The sequence below is a fragment of the Nesterenkonia sp. E16_10 genome (assembly GCF_017347085.1).
Lineage (GTDB): Bacteria > Actinomycetota > Actinomycetes > Actinomycetales > Micrococcaceae > Nesterenkonia.
This window is the reverse complement of sequence record NZ_JADPSA010000029.1, coordinates 343,376-361,245: the sequence shown is the minus strand read 5'-3', so window position 1 is coordinate 361,245 and position 17,870 is coordinate 343,376. Positions and strand designations below refer to the sequence as shown.

Annotated in this window: 14 protein-coding genes; 8 read left to right on the top strand and 6 right to left on the bottom strand. The window is 70.6% G+C overall.

The window, feature by feature from the left end; translation table 11 throughout:
* The first annotated feature begins 104 nt into the window (after window positions 1–104).
* A complete protein-coding gene (locus I2487_RS10315) occupies window positions 105–2,840 on the top strand; it encodes a bifunctional GNAT family N-acetyltransferase/acetate--CoA ligase family protein (protein WP_207171698.1) in 2,736 nt (911 codons plus the stop codon).
* On the opposite strand, the gene I2487_RS10310 is transcribed toward I2487_RS10315, so the two are convergent.
* The 4 genes from I2487_RS10310 to I2487_RS10295 form a co-directional block, all read right to left on the bottom strand.
* Entirely contained in the window at window positions 2,827–4,131 is a 1,305-nt protein-coding gene (locus I2487_RS10310) for a hypothetical protein (protein WP_207171700.1), read from the bottom strand. The genes I2487_RS10315 and I2487_RS10310 overlap by 14 nt on opposite strands.
* Before the next feature lie 137 nt (window positions 4,132–4,268).
* A complete protein-coding gene (locus I2487_RS10305; RefSeq protein ID WP_207171702.1) occupies window positions 4,269–5,291 on the bottom strand; it encodes an NAD-dependent epimerase/dehydratase family protein in 1,023 nt (340 codons plus the stop codon).
* Complete coding sequence (locus I2487_RS10300; protein WP_207171704.1) at window positions 5,288–8,074, bottom strand: alpha/beta fold hydrolase; 2,787 nt, start codon at window positions 8,072–8,074, stop codon at window positions 5,288–5,290. The genes I2487_RS10305 and I2487_RS10300 overlap by 4 nt, the downstream gene beginning before the upstream one ends.
* Window positions 8,068–9,096 (bottom strand): 3-oxoacyl-ACP synthase III, encoded by a 1,029-nt coding sequence (locus tag I2487_RS10295; protein WP_207171706.1) that lies wholly within the window; start codon window positions 9,094–9,096, stop codon window positions 8,068–8,070. Before I2487_RS10295 ends, I2487_RS10300 begins: the two co-directional genes overlap by 7 nt.
* A gap of 62 nt (window positions 9,097–9,158) precedes the next feature.
* Here I2487_RS10295 and I2487_RS10290 point away from each other — a divergent pair, with 62 nt between their 5' ends.
* Both I2487_RS10290 and I2487_RS10285 read left to right on the top strand, forming a co-directional pair.
* Window positions 9,159–9,818 carry a DUF5998 family protein gene (locus I2487_RS10290; protein WP_207171708.1) on the top strand — a complete coding sequence of 220 codons (660 nt, stop codon included), beginning with the start codon at window positions 9,159–9,161 and terminating at the stop codon, window positions 9,816–9,818.
* Between the two features lie 13 nt (window positions 9,819–9,831).
* The gene (locus I2487_RS10285) at window positions 9,832–11,028 is read left to right on the top strand and encodes an alkaline phosphatase family protein (RefSeq protein ID WP_207171710.1); all 1,197 of its coding nucleotides are present in this window, start codon (window positions 9,832–9,834) and stop codon (window positions 11,026–11,028) included.
* 91 nt (window positions 11,029–11,119) lie between these two features.
* Here I2487_RS10285 and sepH read toward each other — a convergent pair whose 3' ends face one another.
* Entirely contained in the window at window positions 11,120–12,670 is a 1,551-nt protein-coding gene (gene sepH / locus I2487_RS10280; protein WP_207171712.1) for a septation protein SepH, read from the bottom strand.
* 387 nt (window positions 12,671–13,057) lie between these two features.
* Here sepH and I2487_RS10275 point away from each other — a divergent pair, with 387 nt between their 5' ends.
* Window positions 13,058–13,357 (top strand): DUF4193 domain-containing protein, encoded by a 300-nt coding sequence (locus I2487_RS10275; protein WP_182494956.1) that lies wholly within the window; start codon window positions 13,058–13,060, stop codon window positions 13,355–13,357.
* 109 nt (window positions 13,358–13,466) lie between these two features.
* Here the strand turns inward: I2487_RS10275 and I2487_RS10270 are convergent, their stop codons facing one another.
* Window positions 13,467–13,994 carry a DUF3093 domain-containing protein gene (locus I2487_RS10270; RefSeq protein ID WP_207171714.1) on the bottom strand — a complete coding sequence of 176 codons (528 nt, stop codon included), beginning with the start codon at window positions 13,992–13,994 and terminating at the stop codon, window positions 13,467–13,469.
* Window positions 13,995–14,055: 61 nt separating this feature from the next.
* On the opposite strand from I2487_RS10270, the gene dut reads away from it, so the two are divergent.
* Genes dut through I2487_RS10250 form a run of 4 tightly spaced genes read left to right on the top strand, consistent with a single transcriptional unit; the run spans window position 14,056 to window position 17,754 of the window.
* Entirely contained in the window at window positions 14,056–14,496 is a 441-nt protein-coding gene (gene dut, locus I2487_RS10265) for a dUTP diphosphatase (protein ID WP_345941400.1), read from the top strand.
* Window positions 14,497–14,527: 31 nt separating this feature from the next.
* Complete coding sequence (locus I2487_RS10260; protein ID WP_207171718.1) at window positions 14,528–15,424, top strand: DUF3710 domain-containing protein; 897 nt, start codon at window positions 14,528–14,530, stop codon at window positions 15,422–15,424.
* Complete coding sequence (locus I2487_RS10255) at window positions 15,414–16,220, top strand: DUF3159 domain-containing protein (RefSeq protein WP_207171720.1); 807 nt, start codon at window positions 15,414–15,416, stop codon at window positions 16,218–16,220. The genes I2487_RS10260 and I2487_RS10255 overlap by 11 nt, the downstream gene beginning before the upstream one ends.
* A gap of 7 nt (window positions 16,221–16,227) precedes the next feature.
* Complete coding sequence (locus tag I2487_RS10250; protein ID WP_207171722.1) at window positions 16,228–17,754, top strand: class I SAM-dependent RNA methyltransferase; 1,527 nt, start codon at window positions 16,228–16,230, stop codon at window positions 17,752–17,754.
* Window positions 17,755–17,870: the final 116 nt, after the last annotated feature.

The following is a 17,870-nucleotide window of genomic DNA, read 5'->3' as shown; positions in this document are numbered from 1 at the left end:
TCTCGAGCAGGCTCAGGATGCCGAGCGGGCTCAGAATGCGGTGATCAGGTGCAGCTCGGAGGGTGGGTATCCATCTCCGGGCGGGGGTGGTTAGTCTTGATCCTATGGGTGAGACACCCCGAACCGGCGGATATCCGGCCCACTGGGAAGCTGATGTCGTGCTGCGCGATGGGGCCGCAGCCCATCTGCGCCCGATCAGCCCGGAGGACGCGGAGCGGCTGCAGCGCCTGCATTCCTCCCAGTCCGAGTCCTCGATCTACCTGCGCTATTTCACGTTCAAGTCCGCGCTGACCGAGAAGGAGCTCGCCCGGTTCACCCGCGTGGACCACGTCGACCGGGTGGCGATGGTGATCCTGCTCGACGAGGAGATCATCGGGGTGGGCGGCTATGACCGGATCGAAGGCACCCGGGAGGCCGAGGTCTCGTTCAACATCTCCGACCGCCACCAGGGCCGCGGACTCGGCTCGATCCTGCTGGAGCACCTGGCCGCGGCCGGACGCGAGCGCGGACTCGAGCGATTCTCCGCCGAGGTGCTGCCGGAGAACCGCAAGATGCTCGGGGTCTTCTCCGAGGCCGGCTACGAGACCCAGCGCAGCTTCGAGGACGGCGTGGTGATGGTGGAGTTCCCCATCGACCCGACCGAACGCTCCCGGGCGGTGATGGAGGCCCGCGAGCACCGCGCCGAGTCCCGCAGCATCGCCGAGCTGCTCGCGCCGGAGCAGGTCGCGGTGATCGGGGCCTCGCGCGAATACGGCTCGGTGGGCTACCACCTGGTGCAGAACCTGATCGAGGGCCACTTCACCGGGGGAGTGCACTCGGTGAATCCGGAGGCCTTCGAGGTCGGCGGGGTGGAGGCCTACGCCTCGCTGGCCCACATCAAGCAGGTGGTGGACCTCGCCGTCGTCGCGGTGCCGCCGGAGCGCCTGAGCGAGGTGGTGGCGGACTGCGGACGCAACGGAGTCAAGGGGATCCTGGTGATCACCGCGCCTGACCTGGGCCGGGACTCCGAGGCGGCGGACCACCAGCGGCTGGATCAGCGCGAGCTGGTCCGCCTGGCCCGCCGCTGGGGGATGCGCGTGATCGGGCCGGCGTCGGTGGGGCTGCTCAACACCGACCCGGACGTCTCGTTGAACGCCTCGCTCTCGCCGACCATGCCGCTGCGCGGCGGGGTGGGACTGTTCAGCCAGTCCGCCTCGATCGGGGTCTCGCTCTTCGCCCAGGCCAACCGGCGCGAGCTGGGGCTCTCCTCGGTGATCTCCGCGGGCAACCGCGCCGACCTCTCCGGCAATGACGCGATGCAGTACTTCGAGGACGACGACTCGACCCGCGCCGTCGGGGTCTATCTGGAGAGCTTCGGCAATCCGCGCAAGTTCTCCCGGATCGCGCGTCGACTCTCGCGCACCAAGCCGGTGGTCGTGGCGAAGTCCGACGTGATGGGGCGCAGCCTGCCCCCGGGCCATGAGGTCCGCACCACCCGGGCGCCGATGGGCGCGGTGGACTCGATGTTGGAGCATTCCGGGGTGATCCAGGTGGGCAACCACGATTCGCTCATGGACGTGCTGCAGGTGCTCGCCACCCAGCCGCTGCCCGGCGGCGGGCGGGTCGGGATCCTGTCGAACTCGCCCTCGATGAGCCGGATCCTGGCGGACACCGCCGGCACCCTGGACCTGACCGCGACCCACGTCGTCGGGGATCTGGACCTGGATCTGCCGCGCGCCGAGGCCGACGCCGCGCTGGCCGGAGCGCTGCAGGAGCTGTTCACCGCCGAGGACGTCGACGCCGTCGCGCTGTGCCTGCAGCCTGCGGTCACCGGGGAGCACTATGACCACAGTCGGCTGATCTCGCAGACCGCGCGCCAGCACACCAAGCCGATGGTCGCCTCCTGGATCGGGGTGCTCGACACCAGCGTGCCGCTGAACCACATCGGCAACGCGGCGCCGGTGATCGAGAAGGGGTCCCTGCAGCAGGGGTTCCCGGTGTTCTCCTCCCCGGAGCGTTCACTGACCGCGTTGTCGAAGATCGTGCGCTATCAGCGGTGGCGCTCGCAGGGCATCGGGGAGCCCTATGTGCCCGCCGGTCTGGAGGGCACCACGGCCTCCCGGCGCGGTGACGAGCTGCTCGACGGCTGGCTTGAGGGCCTGGAGGGTGCGACGCTGCGCCAGCTCGAGCCGGAGCGCTGCGCCGAGCTGCTGGAGGTCTACGGGCTCTCGATGCTGCGCTCGGTGGCCTTCTCCACCGAGGAGGAGGCGCTGGCCGCCGCACAGACGCTGGGCTATCCGGTGGCGGTGAAGTCGACCAACACCTATCTGCGCCACCGCCTGGACCTCGGCGGGGTGCAGCTGAACATCGAGGACCCCGAGGCGCTGCGCCGGGCGATCGGCGAGATGCGCCGGACGCTGGCCGACTACGAGCCGGCGGGTCTGGAGCTTCAGTCCATGGCCCCGACCGGGCAGGGCTGCGTGATCCGCGCGATCGAGGACCCGCTGATGGGCCCGGTGGTCTCCTTCGGGCTCTCCGGGGACGCGGTGGAGCTGCTCGACGACTGGGCCCATGCGGTGCCCCCGCTGACCGACCAGGACGTGCGTGGGCTGCTGCGCCGGCCCCGCGCGGCGAAGCGGCTCTTCGGCTATAAGGGCGTCCCGGCGGTGGACATCGCCGCACTGGAGGACACGCTGCAGCGGGTGGCGACGCTGAAGGACAACCATCCGCAGGTGGCCTCCCTGGAGCTGACCCCGGTGCTGGCCTCCCCGGAGGGCGTCCAGGTGCTGCATGCCGCGATCAAGATCGCCAACCCGGAACAGCGCACCGACTCGGCCCGCCGCGCGATCAGCCGCTACTGACCCACCCCTCCTGGGTGGTTGAGTTCTCCGGTCCCGACGTTTCGACCGGAGAACTCAACCACGAGGGTGGGGCGGTTGGGGTCACGATAACCGTGGGTCGGGGCGCCGGGTGGGTGCGCGGCACCCCGGCCTGGAGGAGCTTCGCTGCCAACAGGTTCGGGCGGTCCAGGTCGCTCCAGTCCCAGCGCACCATGCCGCGACCGGTCCGCCGGATCGCATCCTCGCGCCGCTTCTCCGCGTAGTGCACGTCCTTCGCCGAGCGGCCCTCCATCAGGGCCTCCTCGAAGTACTTCCCGCGACCGTCGAACTCACCGACGATCCGGTGGACCCGTTCCGGCGCCGTGCGGGACGGGTCCTGCACGATCCACTCGAAGTCCGTGCGCTCGTCTCCGACGTCGGTGGTGACCCACACCTGCAGCGCCGGGGCCGCGAAGCCCAGCTGGTGGAACAACGCCCGCGAGATGGACTCACCGGGGGACTCGGACAGGGGATCCGCGAATGCCAGGGCGGCTTTCCACCGCGTGGCGAGCCGGTGCGAGAGGAAGCCCTCGCCCCAGGTCGCTGGGTCGGCGTCGGAGGATGGGGGTGTGGAGCGATCCGGCTGGGCGCCCCGGGTGAGGAATGCATCCAGCACCGTCACGGCCTCCGGAAACGGCAGGCGCGAGACGGTGTCGGGCAGCGCGAGCTCCAGCGGCTCCACCCAGTACCCGGACTCGGGTCCGGTGACCGCGGGCAGGGCCGAGGCCGGAAGCCGCAGCTGTGCCTGGACGCGCTGACCCCGGCGCCGAGCCTCACGGAGCGCGCCGCGGGTCATGCCCCGCGGGAGCACCGTCTCGAAGCGCCGCGTGGGGACGTTGAGCAGCGCGGCCGTCGAGGTCGGACCGGCCTGTGGACACCTGGACCGGTAGCCGGCGAGCCAGGCCTCGGCGCTGGTGGTCCCGGTCATCGGTTCGCGCCGGCCGATCCCGACCCGGCTGGCGTCGTCGGTGCGCAGCGTTACGTGCGGCGGCGTCGTGGTCAGTGGCAGACCGTGCAGCAGCAGGGCTGACTCGCGGCAGAACAGCGAGCCGGGCCGGCGGTGCGCCATGGCGGCCACGACGATCTGCGCCCGGATCCAGGGCGGGGAGCTCATCCAGGCCTCCGCGTCGAGGTAGATCCCGCGCCGCACCCGCAGCAGCTCTGCGGCCGCCACCCGCGCAGAGAGTCGGGTGGCGCTGTGCAGGTCATCGGGCTGCCAGGCGGAACGGATCAGCTGGAACGGAATCGGGGAAGTCAGCGCTGGAAGAGTCATGGCACCACCGTGCCGCAGCGCTCTCCGGCTCACCACGCCGATGCTGGAACTGTGGAGAACCCGGCTCCTCCGGAACAGTTGAGTTCTCCGATGGATACGTCTCGACCGGAGAACTCAACTGCCCAGGAGGGGGAGGGTCAGCGGACGCTTCCGGTGGCTTCGATGTGTTCGCGCAGCAGCGCGAGTCCCTGGTCCAGGCTCACCCGCGGGGTCCAGTCCAGGGCATGCTGGGTCTCGCGCTGGTCGAACCAGTGGGCGGTGGAGAGCTGCTCGGCGAGGAACTTCGTCATGGGGGGCTCGTCGGCGCGCGGGCCGGCGAGCTTCTCGCTGAGCGCCCAGACGCGTTCGACGACGGCGCCGAGCCCCTTGGCGAGCCCCGGGGCCAGTCGCAGCCGGGGCGCCGGCGCCCCGCCGGCGGCGGCGATCCCGGTGATCAGCTCACCGATCGGGCGGGGTTCGCCATTGGTGAGCACCAGGCGTCGCCCGGCGATCTGCGGCAGCCGGCGCAGCCCGGCGACGAAGGCGTCCACGGCGTTGTCGATGTAGAGCGTATCCACCAGCGCGGCGCCGGAGCCCAGGATCGGCATCCGTCCGGAGCGGGCGCGGTCGATGATCCGGCTGGTGAGCTGTCCGTCCCCGGGGCCCCAGACCAGGTGCGGTCGCAGGATCAGCACGTTCAGATCCGCCGCCCCGCGGGCCTCGACGAGGAGCTCGGCCTCGGCCTTGGTCCTGGCGTAGCTGCCGACGGCGTGCTGCGGATCCGCCGGACCGGCACCGGCGCCGATGAGCGAGGCCCCGGCGTGGGCCACCGAGGGGGAGGAGACATGCAGGAAATCGGTCACCCCCGCGGCCGCCGCGGCGTCGAGCAGCCGCTGGGTGCCGCGCACATTGACCTCCACGAAGTCCTCATGGCGGCCCGAGACCGAGACCTTCGCGGCCATGTGGATCACCGCGTCCTGGTCCTGGACCGCTCGAGCCAGTGCTGCGGGGTCGCTGAGCGATCCGCGCACCTCGTGCACGCCCGCCAGCCCGGAGGCGCCGCGCTGGAGCACCGTGACCTGGTAGCCCTGCTCCGAGAGCCGCTGCGCGACGCTGCCGCCCAGCAGCCCGGAGGCGCCGGTGACCAGCACCCGGGCGCCGGGTTCGATCAACCGGCTCATGGGGCGCCCACCTTCTCGCCGGAGAGCACCTGCTCGGCCCAGGCGGCCAGTCGGGTGCGGTCGATCTTGGAGTTGTGCCGCACGTCGGTGGGCAGCTCATCGAGCACCAGCACCGCGGAGACCGGAACCCCACCGGCGGCCTCACGGACCCGGGCGGCGAAGCTGGTCTCGGCCACCGGGGAGCGCCCGGTGCGCAGGCTGCGATCCGGGGCCGGTTCCACGATCACCACCACGGCCTGGGTGCCCTGGGGGCCCACCGGCACGGCGGCGCTGCGGGCCACCTCTTCGAGCGCATCCACCGGGGTCTCCACGGCGCCGGGGCCCAGCGGTCCGGCCGGGGTGCTCAGCACATGCTGCAGCCGCCCCTCGATCCAGAGCCGGTTCTCGGCGTCGAAGTGTCCGATGTCATTGGTCCGGTGCCAGATCAGCCCGTCCAGGGTGTCCCGGCGGGAGGTCCGCTCGGTCTGCCAGAGTCGGTCATAGCCGGCCTTCAGGTGCGCCGCGGAGACCACGATCTCGCCCAGCACGCCCACGGCCTCGGCGGGGTCGCGCAGCTCCTCGGCAGGCCGTCCCAGCCCGTCCAGCGGGGCCAGCGCGAAGCGGACGCCCGCGACCGCGGTGCCAACGCAGACCCCGGACTGGCCGGTGGCGACCGCCTCGATCACCTGGCGGCGCTCGATGTCGGCCTGCAGCAGACCCTCGGTCATGCCATAGGGGGTGTGGATCTGCGCAGCCGGGAAGATCTCCTGGACCGCGTCCAGCAGGTCCGGGTGCACCGGGGCTCCGGCCGAGAGCACCAGGGTGATCTCGGAGAGACCCCGGCGCTGCAGCGCGCTCAGCTCGCCGGCGGTGGCCACGACATTGCGCAGCGCGGCCGGGGAGCCGAAGAACATGGTGGCGCTGCCGGCCAGGGCGGCGTCGGCCACGGCGGTGGCGGTGAGTGTGGCCGGTCGGGTCACCGACATGTCCGGGGTCACCGAGGTGGCGCCGATGGCGGGTCCCAGCAGCGCGAAGGGCGCGAAGCCGGCGATCAGTGAGGCGCCGGGGCGGATGTCGAGGTGCTCCACCAGCAGCGCCACAAGGGCTCCGAGCCGTCCGTGGGTGTACATGACGCCCTTGGCCGGTCCGGTGGAGCCGGAGGTGAACAGGATCGCCGCGGGGTCCTGCGCGCCGGGTGTCGCCACCTGGTCCGGGGAGGCGCCCTCGTGGCGGCTCAGCAGCGATTCCACTGAGGCGACGGTGCCCAGCAGCCGGGCTTGGCGCGCGGAGAGCGCCTGGGCGCTGATCCGCTGGCCTGGCCAGCCGAGGCTGCGCGCGAGGGTGAGCCCGGGAAGGGCGCCGATGACCCAGTCGGGCCGGGCGGCGCGCACGGCGCGGGTCATCCCACGCACCCCCAGGCCGGCGTCGGCGACCACGGCCACCGCGCCCAGGCGCAGGCAGGCGTAGAGGATCACGGTCAACGAGGCGCCGGGCTGGACCAGCAGCGAGACCCGGTCACCGGGACGGACCCCGGTGTAGGTCAGACCCACGGCCAGCGCGTCCACCTGGGCGGAGAGCTCTTCCCAGCTCAGCGCCCGGTCTCCGGTGCCGGCGTCCTCGGCGCTGCTCCAGGCCTCTGGCTCGGCGGTCATGTCGACGACGGCGGGGCTGTCCCGGTGCTCGGAGCCGGCGAGTGTGTCCAGCTGCTCATGCATGCCCAGCACCCGGCCCGCCGGGGCGGGGGATTTCAGCTCCGCCCGCGAGGCGCCGGCGCCGAAGTGGTCATCGAGCCAGGTGAAGATCGGTGCGCTCAGATCCCGATCCTCGGCGAGCATGTGGCCGGTGCCTTCGAAGCGGTGCAGGTCCGCGTGCGGCACCCGGGCCTGCAGGTCCGCGAGGTAACGATCCTGGAAGACCGGGTCCTTCGGCCCCCAGAGCAGCAGCAGGGGCTTGTCCCAGGCGCTCAGCCCGGAGGAGACATCGTTCAGCGCGGGACGCGAGACGTGGCTGGCCTCGGCCGGAATGTCGGCGACGAACCCGCCGATCCCGCCGCGTCCCAGGCGTGAGGTGTAGGGCGCCCGGTAGGCCTCGCGGACCGCCTCGGGCAGCGGCTCCTCGGTGAGGCTCAGCGTCACCTTCAGGAAGGCCTCGCTGGCGATGGTCGCGGCGGGCAGCACGGCAGGGGCCATCGCGGCGCGCAGCGCGGAGGGGACCTTTTCCTGCGTCGGGTGGTCCACCGCGGTGTTCAGCGAGATCGCCGCATCGACCCGGCCGGCGTGGCGCACCGCCCAGCCCAGCGAGATGATCCCGCCCCAGTCGTGGCCCAGGGTGACCAGCCGGGAGCCGGTGTCCACATCCAGGGCGTCCATGAGCGCATCGAGATCGCCCAGGCGCTGCGGGAGCCGGCGGTAGCTGGGCGCTTCGGCGGCGGGCGGCACCGGATGGGCGAGCCGGTCCGAGAAGCCCATGTCCAGCTGGTCCGGGGCGATCACCCGCCAGGCGTCGCCGCTGCGGGCGCGTTCCAGCGAGCCTGCGATCACCTGGCGCCACAGGTAGGACCAGGTGGGGTTTCCGTGGACCGCCAGGATCGTGCCGGTGGGAGTGATCCCGCGGGCCTCGAGCAGCGGTCCGGTGTCCAGCACGTGGAAGCTGCGCGGACCGTCCTCGGTCTTGGCCGTGACCAGCCGGGACCATGCCGGGTCCAGGCCCGGGAAGCTGGTGCCGGGGGCGTGCTCGGTCGGCAGCCGGGCGCCCGCGGCCGGGATCGGCGCGAAACGCCCGGAAAGGTCTCTCAGGCTCACCATTCGATCTCCAGCATCGCGGTGTTGAGCCCGGAGCCGACGCCCATGCACAGCACCCGGTCTCCGGACTGGAGCCGCTCGGTCTCCCGGGCCAGGGTGATCGGCAGCGAGGCGGGACCCACGTTGCCCAGCTCCGGGTACGTGATCGGGACGCGCTTCTTGTCCAGCTTGGCGGCCTTCACGATCGAGGAGGTGTGCAGCTGGGAGACCTGGTGGGTGATGTAGGCGTCCATCGAGTCCCAGTCGAAGTGCTCGCGAGCCTCGTTGAAGGCGTCCATCACCAGCTCCAGGCCGCCGTCGAGCAGACCGCGGGCGTCGGTGAACATGCCGTTGTGGTCGCCCACGCAGAGTCCGTGGTGCTGGGTCGCCGCACGGGTGACCCCGCCGATGATCCGGTGACCCTCCGGGTGCTGATCGGCCGGACCGATCACCGCCGCGGCGGCGCCGCAGCCGAGGGTGAGCGAGGCGAACTCCGCCATGAAGTCCTCCCGGGAGGCCATCTTCTCGAGCGAGTTGATCCGCTCGATGGTCGCGTCGTGGACCTTCCGGGTGTCCTCGCCGTTGACGATCAGCACGTACTTGGCCTGACCGGCGTCGATCATCGAGCTGGCCAGTGTGATGGCGTTCACGAAGCCCAGGCAGGCGTTGGTGATGTCGAAGTTCATCGCCGAGGTGGGCAGCCCGAGGTCGTGGTGGATCCCCACCGCCACGGAGGGCTCCAGGTGCTCGCGGGACACCGAGGTGTTGATCATCATCGAGACGTCCTCCGGGGCGATCCCGGCAGCGGCCAGCGCCCGTCGCCCGGCCTCCGCGGTCCCGGCACGCACGTCACCCGGTCCTGACCAGTGGCGGCGAGTCTTGACCCCTGCCACCCGTTGGAGCAGCCCGGTGGGCAGCTTGAGTCGTTTGAGCGCATCCGCCAGACGCCGGTCAAGGTCCTTCGACGTGAGGACCTCCGGGGCCTGCACCTCCGTCACGGAGAGGAGGGCGGCGTTGCGGTGATGAAAAGTAGCGTTTCCTGGCACCGGTCTAGTATCCCGTATGTGAAGCGCACCGGCGAATCCCGCTACCGGATAGCATGAGTTCCATGACGTTCAGCCAGCACGGGTCCGGGGAGCACCACCGAAGCGCCGCCTCCACCTCCAGTCTCAAGGAAGCAGTCGAGCGGGGAGGCTTCTATCCCTCCCTGGTGCTGCACACGCTCAGCGAGGCGCTCGACGAGCGTGAGGCCAGCCATCAGATCGTGCATGTGGACACCCATTTCGACATGGAAGAAGTCCATCGGCACATCACGGTGCTGGCGCTGGCCGAGGACATCATCGTCGTCGCACACCTCGATGACCATGATCTGGAGGCCGACGACGGCCCCGCCTTCGGCCACGGCGACTCGCCCCATCCGCGCCGAGCCGACACCGTGGCGCGGATCTCCACCGAGGTGGTCCCGGTCAGCCGGGTCCGCTCGCTGATCCTCTCCGAGGTCCACCGCAGCCCGGAGGACTTCACCCCGGATCGGTCGCTCGCCGAGGTCTCGCTGAACCTGACCTGGACCGGGGGAGCCCGGTTCGACACCTATCCGGCCGAGTGCGGAAACCCGGAGTGCGTGGCCGACCACGGCGACACCGGAAACTGGGTGCCCGAGGACATCGCGCTGCGGATCGCGGCCACCGCGGAGGGTGACACCGCCGTGGATGAGGCCCGCGGGTTCGTCCGGGCGCTGCGCCGAGCCTGCATCACCCACGCCCGCTGAGGCGCCTGCCGCGATGACCTCGACGCCTCGCCCGCTGCCGGCCGCCCCGGACTACGACGGCGCCCACCTGCGCCATGTGATGACGTCAGCGGCCGCCTCGCTGGGTCTCACGGGATTCCAGAACCGGCTGCGCCTGCCCGAGGCCTCCGCCACGGTGGTGCTCATGGTCGATGGTCTCGGCGACGCGCTGCTCGCCCGCTACTCCGGGCACGCCCGCTTCCTCGCCTCCGCCTGGCGCAGCTCCAGCGCGGAGATCCTCGACGTCGGGGTGCCCACGACGACGGCGGCCTCCCTGGCCTCGCTGGGCACCGGCACCACACCGGGGCAGCACGGGCTGGTCGGCTACGACGTCCTTGCCCCGGAGCTGGATCGCACGGTCAACATGCTGGGCGGCTGGGACGCCGAGATCGACCCGGCGCAGTGGCAGCGGCACCCCTCGGTGCTGCACCGGGCCCAGGCCGCCGGCGCCGCCGTGCTGACCGCCTCACGGCCGAAGTTCGTCGACTCCGGGCTGACCCAGGCGGTGCTGGGCGGCGGCGAGTTCCGCGGTGCCGCACGGATGGACGCCCGCTTCAGCCTCACCGCCGAGTGGATCCAGCAGCAGCGCACCAGCAGCGGTGTGCGGCAGGGGCCCGCCCCGCGCCAGCTGGTGTACCTCTACGTCGATGAGCTTGACAAGACCGGTCACCGCTACGGGGTGGACTCTGCGCAGTGGCTGCAGATGCTGGAGACCCTCGACGCCGAGGCGGAGCGCTTCACCGCCGGGCTGCGCCGGCGCTACGGCGACCAGGTCTCGGTGCTGCTGACCGCAGACCACGGGATGATCGACATCGCGGCCGAGAACCGGCTCGACTTCTCCGGGCAGTCCCCGCTGCTGGACGGGGTGCGCCATACCGGCGGCGAGCCGCGCCTGGTGCAGCTCTACGCCGAACCCGGCACCGCTCCCGAGACCATCGCCGCCGCCTGGGACAGCGAGTATGGCGACCGCGCCTGGGTCCTGACCCGCGAGCAGGCCATCGCTGCGGGGTGGTTCGGAGCGGTGGAGGACCGGGTCGCGGGGCGCATCGGTGACGTGCTGGTGGCCGCGCACAGCGATATCGCGCTCTACCACTGTGACCGGGTGGGCCAGGCGCCGATGGACATGGTGGGCCAGCATGGCTCGCTCACCGAGGCCGAACGTCGGGTGCCGCTGCTGCGTCTGGGGGCCTGAGGCCGCCACACCGCGGGGGAGTTACCGGGACGAGACCTCGACTCCGGTCTGCGCCGGGCAGACCTCCCGGGAGCGAGGAGCCGGCCGGCGCTCAGTCGTTCTTGGAGCCGAAGAGGATGTCGTCCCATTTAGGCATGCTCGCGCGCCGGGCAGGTGTTCGTTTCCGCGGCTTCTCCGCAGGATCCTCCGGCTCGGTGGGCTCGGTGGCGCGATCCGCGGGCGCGTCACCTACAGCCGCCTCTCCGGCATCGGCGCTGCGGTCCTCGGGCTCACCCTCGTAGGCGAAGCCCCAGGCGTCGAGCCGGCCGTCGTGGGGACCGGTGTCGGACTCGCTGGTGCCCTGCGGTGCGTCCGCCGTCGGGGCGCCCCAAGGGGACTCCTCGGGCCCTTCGGACCCCTTGGACCCTTCGCCGGCCTCTGCGCCGCGCGTCTCGGTCGCAGCGACGTCGGAGTCTGCGGTCTCGGTGTCATCAGCTGCGCGGTTCTGCACCGGGCGCAGCCGAGGGATCGGAACCGTGGAGTGTTCCTCGTCCTCTGACTCCGTCGGGGTCCTGCCCGGGTCCGCAGGCGTGGCCGCGCTGTCACGGTCCTGTGGGTCCTGTTTGTTGAGCATCAGAGCGAGCCGATCATCGGCCTCGGCGTCGGCGCCCAGGCGCTGCCCGCGCCGGGCGCGCAGCACGTCGAGCAGGTCCTCATGCTCGTGGCCTTCACCGCGAGCTCCTGAGTCACCGCGAGATCCGGTTCCACCGCGACGTGCCGCGTCGCCACGAGCCCCGGCGTCACCTCGCTGTGCGGTCTCGCCACGGGCGCCGGACCGTGGCACGGAGGTGCGCGCGCCTCGGGTGCCTGCCTCGGGCTGTGGTCGCCCAGCAGCCGGACCGGCGGTCGCGCCGAGTCCGCGCGGATCGGCGGTCTCCTCCACGTTGAACACCGCGTCCACGGCGCTCAGCCGTCTTCCGGTGCCCGAGGTGGCGCCCTGAGGCTCCGACTCGGATTTCCGCGGGGTCGGCACCGTCGCGGAGAGTGCGCTGAGCGACTCGGCCCACCGGTTGATCGCGCGCAGCTGGCGCGTGTCCGGCTGGAAGCTCCATTCCGCAGGGGGCTTGAGACCGATGCCGGCACCGTGAGTGGCCGAGGAGTCGACGTCGAAGACACAGGTGACCTGCCAGAGACCGTCTTCCCGGCGCCAGGAGTCCCAGCTCAGAGTGCTCAGGTCCACGTCCATGGCGCGCAGCCGGACGTTCACCATGTTCTCGAGATCTGCGGGTTCATCGCCGAAGGCCAGGCGATGCGCCTCGGCGGCCGAGGCGGGTGCCACCTGAGTCGTACGGGCTCGTTGGGCGATGTAGGAGCGCTCTGCGTGGACCGGGCCGGCATACCGCTCGACATGCGCGGAGGTCAGTCCCGAGGCGGCCACCACCTGGTCCACGGTGGCTCCGGCGCGCAGCCGCGCCTGGATCTCACGGGGCGTCAGCGGACTTGTGGCGGGTCTGGGCTGAGAAGGCCGGACGGGAGGCCGGGTCACGGCGTGACGCAGGGCCTCATCGATCGGCAGCGAGAACTCCTGCCCTGAGTCGTCGGAGAGGATGAGCTGCGCCATGTTCTCCTCGTCATTGACCCCGACGATGCGCAGGTGCTGCATTTAGGCTTCCTCCGAAGAACGAGCTGGTAGCTATTGCGGCCACTGTATCGCGGGGCGGTTCAAAAACTCTCGGGGTGCTCAACCACTCCTGGAAGGATTGCTCAATCGGTCGGCCCGTGACATTCTTTGGTCCTCATCCGCACCTGCCAGCTGTGTTCCGAGCCCCTCCGTGTCAGCCCAGGGCTCAACGGTTGATCAGGATTTGGTCCTGTGATCCGGATGGGACACAATCTGTCCGACCAGAATTTCCCACGTGTTCTGCGGGCCGGGCATCAGCCTGGTCCGGCAGGGGGCCACGCCACAGGGAAATCGCGCTCAATCAGCTTCAACCCGAAGCCGGTCAACGAGCGCTTCGATCTCAAGAATTCGGAGTGTGGAGCACCTCTCATGGCAACCGATTACGACGCCCCGCGGAAGAACGACGACGAAACCAGTGAAGATTCCATCGAGGAGCTGAAGAACCGGAACACCTCGCGGCAGTCCTCAGTGGTGGACGAGGACGAGACCGAGGCCGCTGAAGGGTTCGAGCTCCCCGGCGCGGATCTCTCCGAGGAGGAGCTGCAGGTCCGCGTGCTGCCCGCCCAGTCGGATGAGTTCACCTGCTCATCCTGCTTCCTGGTGCGTCACCGCTCCCAGGTGGCTCGCGAGGAGAACGGCATGTTCTTCTGCAAGGACTGCGAGGGCTGAGCGCTCCGCAACACGTAAGACCTGGAGACCCTCAGCCGTCGACGGACTGAGGGCGCCTGGTCCTTTAGAACCACAGGTCACTAAAACCACAGGTCACTAAAACCACAGGTCACTCGAAACTGACGCCGTGCTCCTGCACGGGCTCTGCGGAGCCCAACGCGGAGAGCACGGCGTTCGGCTTTCTGGTGGAGAAGATCCAATACGGAGTGGCGTCCTTGGGGTCGATGATCTGCGCGGTGATGACCGGATCGATCCAGCCTCGGATGCACTGGTAGGAGCTCGCATCGAAGCCCGGTCCCAGCTGTTCCCGCGCAGCATCTCCGGTGTGCGCCACGATCCGTCCCAGATGCACCGTCTGGATCCGCGCCCGGCCCACCCGCAGCCACCCCGGAGTGACCTCCAGGGTCGGGGTGGTGATGACCAGCCCGAAGATCACCAGGCCGATGCCGATGAACACGGTCAGCACCCCGAAGGTGACGCTGATCGGGAAGAAGATCAACGAGATCGACGCGCCCAGCATGACCCCGGCGACCCACAGCCACCAGGCCGGCCACAGCTTCTCGGTATAGATCGGGGCGGCCTCCACGTCCGCGCGAGGGGAGGATGCTTCGCCGCTCTTGGCACTCTCGTCATTCATGGCACCATCGTCGCATGTCCGGCTGGGGAATCGTCGGGAACGCGACGGTACACTCAAGGCTGTGAATCGCATCTCAGTACCACTCAAGCAGCTTGACCCCGGCCTCGACCCTCCGCGCTACGCCCATCCCGGTGACGCAGGAGCGGATCTGCTGACCGCCGAGGACTTCACCCTCGAACCGGGGGAGCGCCGGCTGGTCCCCACCGGGATCGCATTGGCGCTGCCCCAGGGCTGGGTGGGCCTGGTGCATCCGCGCAGCGGGCTCGCCGTGCGCCACGGAATCACGGTGGTCAATGCCCCAGGGACCGTGGACGCTGGGTATCGTGGAGAGATCAAGGTGTGCCTGCTCAACACGGACCGCAGTGAGACGGTCCACTTCGCCCGTGGGGATCGGATCGCTCAGCTGCTTCTGCAGAAGGTGGAGCAGGCCGAGTTCACCCTGGTGGACGATCTCGAGACCAGCGATCGCGGCGCGGGCGGCTTCGGCTCCACCGGGCGATAGCAACAGCGCAGAACCGACCAGGAGGACAGGCATGCTCTTCGGCAAGAAGAAGACCCCAGCGACGCAGGCACACGAGACAGACGCTGCCCCGGCACGGACATCACCGGCCCAGACCTCGCCAGCAGAGGCGCCAGCAGCGGAACCCGCCCAGACAGAACCGGCCGCCGACGCCGCCGCCACCGACGCCGCCGCCGACGCCGCACCCGCCGACCCCGTACCCGCTGATCCTGCAACCGCCGCCGCCTCGGTGCCGGCCTCCTCGGCGCCCGTCACCTCCGTGGCGCAGCCGGTCACCGAGGCCACCCCGCTGGCTGTGCCCCGGGACTCCCGTGAGCTGGAGTCCAAGAAGGGCTACCTGGACTTCGGCGCGCTGCTGATCCCCGCGGCGAAGAACCAGCAGGTCCGGCTGGACATCGACCAGAAGACCAAGCGCGTCGTCGCGCTGACCATCATGGTCGATCAGGCGAGCATCCAGGTCCAGCCGTTCTCCGCCCCCAAGTCAGGGGGCACCTGGGGTGAGGTGCTGGATCAGATCGAGGAATCGGTGATCAAGCAGAGCGGCAAGGTCAAGCGGGTCGACGGTCGTTTCGGCAAGGAGCTTGCGGCACGCGTGCCCACCGTCCTGCAGGATGGCCGCAAGGGCTGGCGCGTGGCCCGCTTCATCGGCTTCGAGGGTCCCCGCTGGTTCCTGCGCGGAGTGGTCGGCGGTCGCGGCGCCATCGACGCCTCGGCGGCCCGCGCGGTGGAGGACCTGTTCGCCAAGATCGTCGTGGTCCGCGGCGATGACCCGCTGCCTCCGCGCGAGCTGCTGCGGCTGCAGCCTCCCGAGGGGGCCAAGCGCGTGGTGGTCCCCCGCAATCGAGCGCAGCGCCGCGATGATTCCCCCGGCCCCAACCCCGCCGCGGCTCCGGTGAGCGATGTCCGCTGACCCAGCCCAGCCACGCCCAGAGCAGGACCCGAAGCAGGACCCCGTTCAAGGCTCCCTCCAAGATCCGGTGCAGGGCCCGCCGGCGGACTCCGGGCCCCATGCCGCGGCGCAGTTCTCCACCGCGGCCGGCTCGCGGGTGCGCACGGGCGAGGACGGTTCGATCGATGTGCTGGCCTCGGTGGGAGGTGTGCGCGGGCTCGTGGAGTCCTCGCTGCCCGCCGCCGCGTTCCTGATCGCCTTCCTGGTGACCGAGGACCTGATGACCGCGCTCATCATCTCGGTGGCGATCGGCGTCGGATTCGCAGTGCTGCGGCTGGTCCAGAAGGGCTCCCTGGTGCAGTCCCTGGCGGGACTCGCCGGCATCCTGATCTGCGCCCTGGTCGCCTACCGGACCGGTGACGCTCGCGACTTCTACGCCTGGGGCTTTTTGATCAACGCCGGCTATCTGCTGGCGTTCCTGGTCTCGATCCTGGTCAAGTGGCCGTTCCTCGGCCTGCTCTTCGGCATCGTGCGCGGGGAAGGTCTGGACTGGCGCCGGGATCCGGTGCGCCGTCGTCGATATTCCCTGGCCACCTGGCTGCTGCTCGCCGTGCCGGCGCTTCGCCTGATCATTCAGGTGCCGCTCTACCTGGCCGACGACGTGGCCGGGCTGGGCACCGCCCGCCTGGTCATGGGGATCCCGCTCTACGCGCTGGCCCTGTGGGTGGGCTGGTTGATCTCACGACCCGCCCAGAGCCCGCTCGAGCTGTCACCAGAGAAGCCTGCCGCTGAGCCCGACCACGACGAGAGAGGGTGATTCTGCGATGACGCAGACCCTGACGCTGGACATCGGCCCGATGGCCCACGGTGGCCACTGCGTGGCCCGCCACGAGGGTCGTGTCGTCTTCGTGCGCCACGCCATCCCCGGGGAGACCGTGCGGGCCCGGGTCACCGAGGGAGAGCCCGGTGCGAAATACTGGCGGGCCGACGTCGTCGAGGTGCTCAACGCCTCGGACTACCGGCGCCGACACATCTGGAAGCTCGCCGATTCGCTGCGCGCCCATGAGAATGACCGGCTTCCGGTGGGCGGCGCGGAGTTCGGCCACATCACCGACCAGCACCAGCGTCGACTCAAGGGTCAGGTCTTCCGCGACACCATGCAGCGGATCGGCGGATTCTCGATCCACGATCAGCGGCTGCCGCTGGCCTCCGGGGACGGGGAGGTCCACGTCCACGATGTGCTCTCCGACGGGCCGTATCACGGGCTGCACTGGCGGACCCGGGCGAGCTTCGCCGTCGGGGCAGAGGGTGCCCTGAGCATGAAGCCGCACCGCAGCAACGAACTCATCGAACTGCGCGGGATGCCGCTGGCGGTGTCATCGATCCACGAGAGCGGCATCTTCGGCTACAGCTTCAAGGGCGCCGAACGGGTGGACGCGGTGGCCGCCGGCGCCGGCGCCGAGGTCACGCTCGTGGTGCACACCCGGGCCGGGCTGCCGGCGCCCGAGCAGGAGGCGCTCACCGAGCGGCTGCTGCAGCTGCACCAGCGTGCGCCCGAGGTCGGCAATATCGTTCTGGCCACCTCGCAGCCGGAACCGGCCCCGAGTCGTGGTCGTGGGGGCGCCCGCGGCGCCGCAAGACAGGGCCGCACCCAGCGTTCCGGTCCGGGCTCGCGCGGCGCGAACCAGTCCGCGCCGCGTCCGGAGCGGATCAGCTACACCGTGCTCGCCGGCTCCCGCACCATCACCGAACCGCTCCCGCTGCCGGCGCTCACCGGAGCAGGCGCCGACGCGGCTGCGCCGAGGCTCACCACGGTGGAGGTCCAGCCCGAGGACTTCTGGCAGATCCACCGCAATGCTCCCTCCTGCCTCATCGAGGCGGTCAACACGATGACCCAGGTGCCCCCGGGCGCCTCGGTGGCGGACCTCTACGCCGGTGCGGGTCTCTTCACCGCCTGGGCCGCCCAGCTCGCGGGTGCCGAGGGATCGGTGCTCAGCGTCGAGGGCGCGCCCGGCTCCAGCGCCAGCGCGGCACAGCTCTTCGCGGACACCCCTCAGGTGGAGGTGCTTCAGGCCCCGGTGGAGGCGGTCCTCGACCGGCTCACCCGGCGCGATCTGATCCTGCTGGATCCCCCGCGCACCGGAGCGGGGGAGCGCGTGATCGCCGGGATCGACGCCGCCGCGGCGCGCGAGGTCCTCTACGTCTCCTGCGAGCCCTCCTCCTTCGCCCGGGACGCGAAGTCGCTGCTGAGCCGGGGCTGGGAGCTCGCGGACCTGAAGGTCTTCGACCTCTATCCCAACACCCACCACATGGAATCAGTGGCGTTGTTCCGCGCACCGCGTCGCAGGTGAACGGCGCGCCAGAGGCCCTATGACGGGCGTCTGAAGAAATCTGAAAGAGTAGACTGAACATCGATCCATCGGCCCCGCTTTTCCTCTGCGCGGGCTGGCACGACTGGCAACTAACA